The sequence below is a fragment of the Priestia sp. P5_B4 genome (assembly GCF_056400385.1).
In genome coordinates this window covers 1-664 of the sequence record NZ_JBFULJ010001393.1, presented here as the reverse complement: position 1 = coordinate 664, position 664 = coordinate 1, and the positions used below count along the sequence as shown (strand labels likewise).

The 664-nt window shown below is 40.4% G+C and carries 1 pseudogene; it reads left to right on the top strand.

The annotated features are described in order from the left end of the window. A pseudogene (locus AC1DRF_RS31195) lies at positions 1–664 on the top strand (glutamate synthase subunit alpha); the annotation flags it as partial.

Below are 664 nucleotides of genomic sequence, written 5' to 3'. Positions count from 1 at the left end.
AAAAGACATGCGTTGAATTGAACTTGCCTGAAAAAGGTCGTTATGGAGTTGGAATGATCTTTTTCTCAAATAACGAAGACGAGCGTCGAGAAATCGAAGCTTATATTAATAAATTAATTGAAGAAGAGGGACAAACGTTACTAGGTTGGAGAACTGTACCTGTAAATGTCGGAAAAATCGGAAAAGTCGCAAAAGAAAGCTGTCCGTACGTACGACAAGTATTTATTGGGGCAAATGACGGTATTCAAGATGACTTAGCGTTTGAACGCAAGCTATATGTTATTCGTAAGCAAGCGGAAAATTGGGCGCAGGCGCGTCAAAACCGTTTTTATTTTACGAGCCTTTCAAGTAGAACAATTGTGTACAAAGGGTTATTAACGCCTGAGCAAGTTGATGCTTTTTATCTTGACCTACAAGATGAAGACTTCACTTCAGCGTTTGCTTTAGTGCATTCTCGCTTTAGCACAAACACGTTCCCAAGCTGGGAAAGAGCACATCCAAACCGTTATTTAATTCATAACGGTGAAATCAATACGCTTCGCGGTAATCAAAACTGGATGAGAGCACGTGAACAGCAGTTTGTTTCGGACGCATTTGGTAAGGATTTGCCGAAGGTTCTTCCAATTTTAGATGCTGAAGGAAGCGACTCATCCATGTTAGATAA